This window comes from Bacteroides sp. An279 (assembly GCF_002159615.1).
GTDB lineage: Bacteria > Bacteroidota > Bacteroidia > Bacteroidales > Bacteroidaceae > Phocaeicola > Phocaeicola intestinalis.
Map to the genome: position 1 here is coordinate 1 of NZ_NFJA01000146.1, position 5,123 is coordinate 5,123.

A 5,123-nucleotide genomic window follows, 5' to 3' on the forward strand; every position below is an offset into this window, starting at 1 on the left:
TTTCCTTTTCCCTCTCATAGACCTTGTTTATATCATCGAGCAGCCCGGTCTTTCCTTTTGCATCGAGGAAGGAAACTATATGTTGCATGGCTTTAAGTTGTGCTGTTTCATTGGCTTCTATCCGCTTGAAAATGGCCTGCTGGTTCTTCCTGATAACTGCATCAGAATCCCGTACCGCTCTTTCAGCTCTGTCAATAGCTTTTCCCTTTTCGCTGGATTGATTCATCACCTCGATGAAAAGTTCGCTGTTCTCCTTCAGGAACCGCCTGAACTTTTCTTCCGAAAGTAAGGATGAAAGGTTTATGGTTATCTGTGTGCTGGCTCCGGCCAGAGCTTCACAAGCCGGACGCACAAGATCCGTTTCCTGTTTCTTCAGAAATGCGAACACCTGATCCATGCGCTTGATAAGCTTCTGCATTTCCTGTGCCGGGCTTTCATGCTCGACCGGGTTTATACCGTACTTCTCAAAATAATTTATAGCATGTGTAAGGAACTCCATTTTTGACACATTATTTGCCTTGGCCAGACGGTCAAGTTTAGTAAAAGTAGTACGTTCTACTGCTACCGTTGTTTTACTGTCTTTTTCCATGATATTATAAGGCTTATTATAATGAATTAATATACTAACTTATTGGTTTACAAGATAGTATATTTATTCATTATAACCAAATTATACTAGTATAATTTTCTAAATGGCTGATTTACAGCTAAAAACCCCGTAGGGCAAGAGGAAAAAACAGGGTTTGCCCGGTTTCCTCTTGCTGTTCTATCGAACACCCTCCCCAGCGCGAAATTAGCAAAGGGGACGGGGAGAGATAGAACCTATCCCACACACGTGAACACCCACGAAAACCGCACACCTGGTACACAACAGAATTACCCAACAAAACCGCACAACAGAACGTGTCCGGAACACCACAAAAAACTCATCGGTCGGGGAGCGCCGCACGGCAAGGGGCGGGACCACCCGTCCCGACGAGTGCAGCCATTTGCAGTGCATATCCAAAATAAAAGTCAGCAGAACTTACTTTGTTATTGAAGATCTACTGACTTTCTAAAATAGTTATGTTATTTTTTCTTCTTTCCAAACAATTCCGAATGACTGCCAAGCCTAACCAGCTTTACGACTTCATCATCGATCCATATCAAAAGAAAATCATTTTCTACGTGACATTCCATGTGACCTGCATAATCACCTGAAAGCATATGAGGTTTAAACTCTTTTGGAACGTCCTCACAACGTTCCAAGTATCCTACAATATCATAAAGCTTTTCAAGTTTGGTTTTATCATTCCTGTATCGTTTCAGGTCTTTCCGGAACTGACCACCAGTCTTAACTTCTCTCATTCACTACAGGATTTTATAAAGTTCTCGAAGCTGCTTGTATCAACTTTCTTCAGGTTTTTCCCAGCACGAGCTTCTTCTATAGCCGCTTTGGTCTCTTCGTTTGGCTCTGTGTACATGGCATCCATAAGAAGACATTCCACAAAGTTGTTTAAGCTCCGATGTTCACGTTTGGCAGCACTCTTCAGCATGTCCAGAAGGTTGCTGTCAAGTCTGAATGCAGTTAGTTTTTTTATTGTCACTTCCATACTGTTATACTTTTTATCGCAAATGTATAACAATATATATCAAAAGCAAAGAAAATAAACATAAAATTACTAATATACACACTTTTTAACGCGCCAGAAAATTTGCCTACCTAAACCCACCTAACTCCCTAAAGGGAGGGTTCTCTTTTTCTCCTTCTTTGTGCGGTTTTCCACATGGACAAGCAAGGTCACTTTCATCCTAAAATCCGCTTTCTTGTTAGAATGTCTTTGCAGAATATCTTGTACAAACGTGTTTTTAGCATTGTAAAAGGCTGATTTTATGTGTTTTATAAATGGTAAAAAGGGATAAAAGATACTCAAATTACTAAATAAAAGGGATAAAAGATACTCAAATTACTAAAATTACCCCCTATAAAAGATACTCAAATTACTAAACATACCGATAAAAAATACCTTTTCTTTTTGCATGTTACTTTTTATTGTCTATATTTGCAAAGTACCCCCTAAAAATCAAGAATATGGTAAAAGGAAAAGACTTGGTGCCGTTCATACCTCCTACAGAAGAAGAAATAATGCTCATTCAGCCTAATAATGTAACTTTTGGGCAGTACAATATTTCTGAATGGCAAGAAAACTTGCTTACTCTTATCAGTGACAAGATACAAAAGCACATGACAAGAGAAGAAGAACTGCCACGTGACTTATTTAATCAGCCTTATGTTACTATCAGATGCGATGAAGCTGGAGGAAGAAACAATAAAACAAAGGTCTTAAAAGAAGCTCTGGACTTGACAAAAAAGAATTTTTCCTTCCGCTGGGTTCATCCCAAAATACACAAGACAATAGAAACCGTTGGCGCAATCATCACAACGATACACAACATAAAGGGGACTAACCAGGTAATGCTTAATATAAACCCTTGGGCTATTCCGTTCTTGATTTATTATGGCGTTGGTGTCGGAGGAACAAGATATTCCAAAGGGCTTGCGCTTGGGCTTCGTGGTAACTACACAAAAAGGCTGTATAAAATAATTTGCAGCCAAAGAGATAGAAAACAGTATTACTACCCGATCCTTCAGCTAAGAAAAGATCTGGAGATACCTGAAGTCTATTCTAATGCCCAGATAGACCAAAAGATTCTGCGTCCAGCGAAGGAACGCATCAAGGAAAGCGGTTCTGATGTATGGTTTGACTATCAACTGATTTGCAAATATCCAATTAAGGGAAGAAAGCCCAAAGCTGATACAGTTGTATTCAATATAAACACTCTGCATCCACGAGAGGAAGGAGGGGAACAGTACGAACAATATTCATTTGTTTACAGGTGGATCAGTAATGCAATGGATAACCCTACAAATAATAAAGCAGTAAAGGCTGTAGATAAAATAGCAGAACTCGGGAGGCTTAAGAATGTGTATGAAAGGTGCTGTTATTACGATGACAGAGTATGTACAGGAGAAATGACAAGAAAGCACGCTGAAAATGCACTGCTTAAAATGTTAAGAGAAGAGTTCGGTATAAAATAATTTGATTCTGTCACACAATCAAAAAAATTAAGATATGAAGGAAGGAGATTTGATTTTGGTATCTGCTGAAGCCACAGGCTTAGGGAAGCCAATGGAAGCCGTTATAGACAAGATTGAAACATTCATGGGACAAACCCTTGTAACGGTCACTTACACGCAACCAGACGACTTATCCGGCTTCGGTGGTTGTTTTGTAGATATACATATAACAAAGCTATAATATATTTTTTGTAGAATATGTATATTACTAAATATATTCTTTATATTTTTGCACATAAATCATTGATATGCAAGAAAAAACAAATATACAAACATCAACTTTAAGAGTGCCGAAAAGCATACTTGAGGAAATAAAAATATATTGCCGAAAAGCCGGAAAGCCTGTCGGTGAATGGGTTGAAACAGTCTGGAAATTCATAGAGAAGAATGACTTCGACATCTATGATAAGGAAACAACACCATTTCTCCCTGTACCTCCAGACATCGAGAAGGAAAGAAACCAGGTAGAAGCCCTTTGTATGCTTATGAGCGAGTTTATAACAGCACAGAAACAGATACAGATTCCGGCTCCGGAGCTTATCGCAAAGGCAGCTGAAGAAAAAGTACGTGCTGAAATGAAAGCTGAAGAACAGGCAAAAGAACTCCAGGTTCTTCAGGTAGAAAACAACCGATTGCGTAACGAAATCAAAGTTCTTCAGGAGTATAAGGAAAGAGCACACCGGGAACTATGCCGGGTTCGTGACGAACAGAAAACAATAGGGAAAATAAAAGTAAATACAGAACTATAAATCAAAGTAATATGAAAACAAAGAATCTATTTGGAATACTGATACTATTCCTTTTAACATTCATCTTTATCAGTTGTGATAAAGATGATTTGACAGACAAAGTTGAAATTGTAAAAATGTATGTTTCTGCAGAAACAGATACTTATACACCCTGGGGAAGTGAAACTCCAATAGAGTGTATGCTTGTTAAAGAAGAAGGAAATGCAAGCTATTCAAAACTTCCTTTCAGTGGCATAGACGGATTTGTTTATAAGAAAGGAATTGAATACACTCTTAAGGTTGAAAAAACGACCTTAGCAAATCCTCCTGCTGATGATAGCAATGTCAGATATAAACTGATAGAAATCTTAACAGAACATGAAAAATAAAGATAATGAATATAAAAAGCGACTAAGTGCAATCTTAGTCGCTTTTAGTTTCTCTATATCATAATAGGGGGGCCTAATACCCCGTATCAAAAATATAGGGGACAAACATCCCTCACGCAAGCATGCATATGTAAAATCACATACCCATTCCAAAACCCCGACTTCTCTTCCTGACTCGCCTCTGTCAGATCTATATTGCGAAAAGAAGCTTTTACAAACTTTTCTTCCGAATGTGTCAGAAAGCTCCGTATGCAGCACAGCTGCTGTACAGAGATAACAGTCTTCGCCTATACCAGCCGTTTCCGACTAGATTTTCCGTAGCACTGCATCAACCGCACCATCCACATGCAGGTACCGACCAACGACCTCCAGAAGCTTGTCAGTACCGCAGTCCGGGCACTTCGCTTTGTTTTCTGCAAAGAGGGTGGGTACCACTATAAGAAAGCCGGAGTCATTGTCTGGAACATAGTTCCCAACTTTGCCATCCAGACTAACCTGTTCGATACTATTGACCGTGAGAAGCAGTCACGTCTGGCTGCTGCCATAGATGCCATCAACCGCAAGAACGGTCATAACACCATTAAGGTAGCTGTACAGGGCACCACAGACAAGTCGTGGCACCTCAAATGCGAACACATCAGCAAGCAGTACACCACCAACCTCGATGATGTCATCCTTGTGAAGTGAACTATTAAAATATTCGGGATGTTCGATAATATATTGATATATTTCTGTATTTTTTTCAGCTTTTTCAGTCTATTTTTAATATTATAATCTATATTTGTAGCAATTTAGTAGATATTTTAAGACCAAAGAAGTTTATATTTCTCTGTTTCAACTATTTGTAACATAACTGATATGAATTTATCTTATGATTATTACTAATAT

At 38.8% G+C, this 5,123-nt stretch carries 8 protein-coding genes; 5 read left to right on the forward strand and 3 right to left on the reverse strand.

Annotated features, from left to right (window positions below; all coding sequences use genetic code 11):
* The 3 genes from B5F78_RS15810 to B5F78_RS15820 form a co-directional block, all read right to left on the reverse strand.
* On the reverse strand, positions 1-589 hold a 589-nt coding region (locus tag B5F78_RS15810; protein ID WP_087407182.1), incomplete at its 3' end, for a BfmA/BtgA family mobilization protein.
* A gap of 479 nt (positions 590-1,068) precedes the next feature.
* Positions 1,069-1,347 (reverse strand): type II toxin-antitoxin system YafQ family toxin, encoded by a 279-nt coding sequence (locus tag B5F78_RS15815; protein WP_087407183.1) that lies wholly within the window; start codon positions 1,345-1,347, stop codon positions 1,069-1,071.
* The gene (locus B5F78_RS15820) at positions 1,344-1,592 is read right to left on the reverse strand and encodes a toxin-antitoxin system protein (RefSeq protein ID WP_087407184.1); all 249 of its coding nucleotides are present in this window, start codon (positions 1,590-1,592) and stop codon (positions 1,344-1,346) included. Before B5F78_RS15820 ends, B5F78_RS15815 begins: the two co-directional genes overlap by 4 nt.
* A gap of 479 nt (positions 1,593-2,071) precedes the next feature.
* Here B5F78_RS15820 and B5F78_RS15825 point away from each other — a divergent pair, with 479 nt between their 5' ends.
* From B5F78_RS15825 to B5F78_RS15845, 5 genes are all read left to right on the forward strand, one after another.
* Complete coding sequence (locus tag B5F78_RS15825; RefSeq protein WP_087407185.1) at positions 2,072-3,079, forward strand: replication initiation protein; 1,008 nt, start codon at positions 2,072-2,074, stop codon at positions 3,077-3,079.
* A 34-nt stretch (positions 3,080-3,113) separates the two neighbouring features.
* Positions 3,114-3,299 carry a hypothetical protein gene (locus tag B5F78_RS15830; RefSeq protein WP_087407186.1) on the forward strand — a complete coding sequence of 62 codons (186 nt, stop codon included), beginning with the start codon at positions 3,114-3,116 and terminating at the stop codon, positions 3,297-3,299.
* 106 nt (positions 3,300-3,405) lie between these two features.
* The gene (locus B5F78_RS15835) at positions 3,406-3,867 is read left to right on the forward strand and encodes a hypothetical protein (protein ID WP_140400212.1); all 462 of its coding nucleotides are present in this window, start codon (positions 3,406-3,408) and stop codon (positions 3,865-3,867) included.
* Positions 3,868-3,878: 11 nt separating this feature from the next.
* On the forward strand, positions 3,879-4,235 hold the full coding sequence (locus B5F78_RS15840; protein ID WP_087407188.1) for a DUF4377 domain-containing protein: 357 nt from the start codon (positions 3,879-3,881) through the stop codon (positions 4,233-4,235).
* A 345-nt stretch (positions 4,236-4,580) separates the two neighbouring features.
* A complete protein-coding gene (locus B5F78_RS15845; RefSeq protein WP_241148276.1) occupies positions 4,581-4,922 on the forward strand; it encodes a DUF4113 domain-containing protein in 342 nt (113 codons plus the stop codon).
* Positions 4,923-5,123: the final 201 nt, after the last annotated feature.

Bases quoted from the DNA above. Each gene is read 5' to 3' on its own strand.
- B5F78_RS15815 (WP_087407183.1), bottom strand. From the start codon at position 1,347: ATGAGAGAAGTTAAGACTGGTGGTCAGTTCCGGAAAGACCTGAAACGA.
- B5F78_RS15820 (WP_087407184.1), bottom strand. From the start codon at position 1,592: ATGGAAGTGACAATAAAAAAACTAACTGCATTCAGACTTGACAGCAAC.
- B5F78_RS15825 (WP_087407185.1), top strand. From the start codon at position 2,072: ATGGTAAAAGGAAAAGACTTGGTGCCGTTCATACCTCCTACAGAAGAA.
- B5F78_RS15830 (WP_087407186.1), top strand. From the start codon at position 3,114: ATGAAGGAAGGAGATTTGATTTTGGTATCTGCTGAAGCCACAGGCTTA.
- B5F78_RS15840 (WP_087407188.1), top strand. From the start codon at position 3,879: ATGAAAACAAAGAATCTATTTGGAATACTGATACTATTCCTTTTAACA.
- B5F78_RS15845 (WP_241148276.1), top strand. From the start codon at position 4,581: ATGCAGGTACCGACCAACGACCTCCAGAAGCTTGTCAGTACCGCAGTC.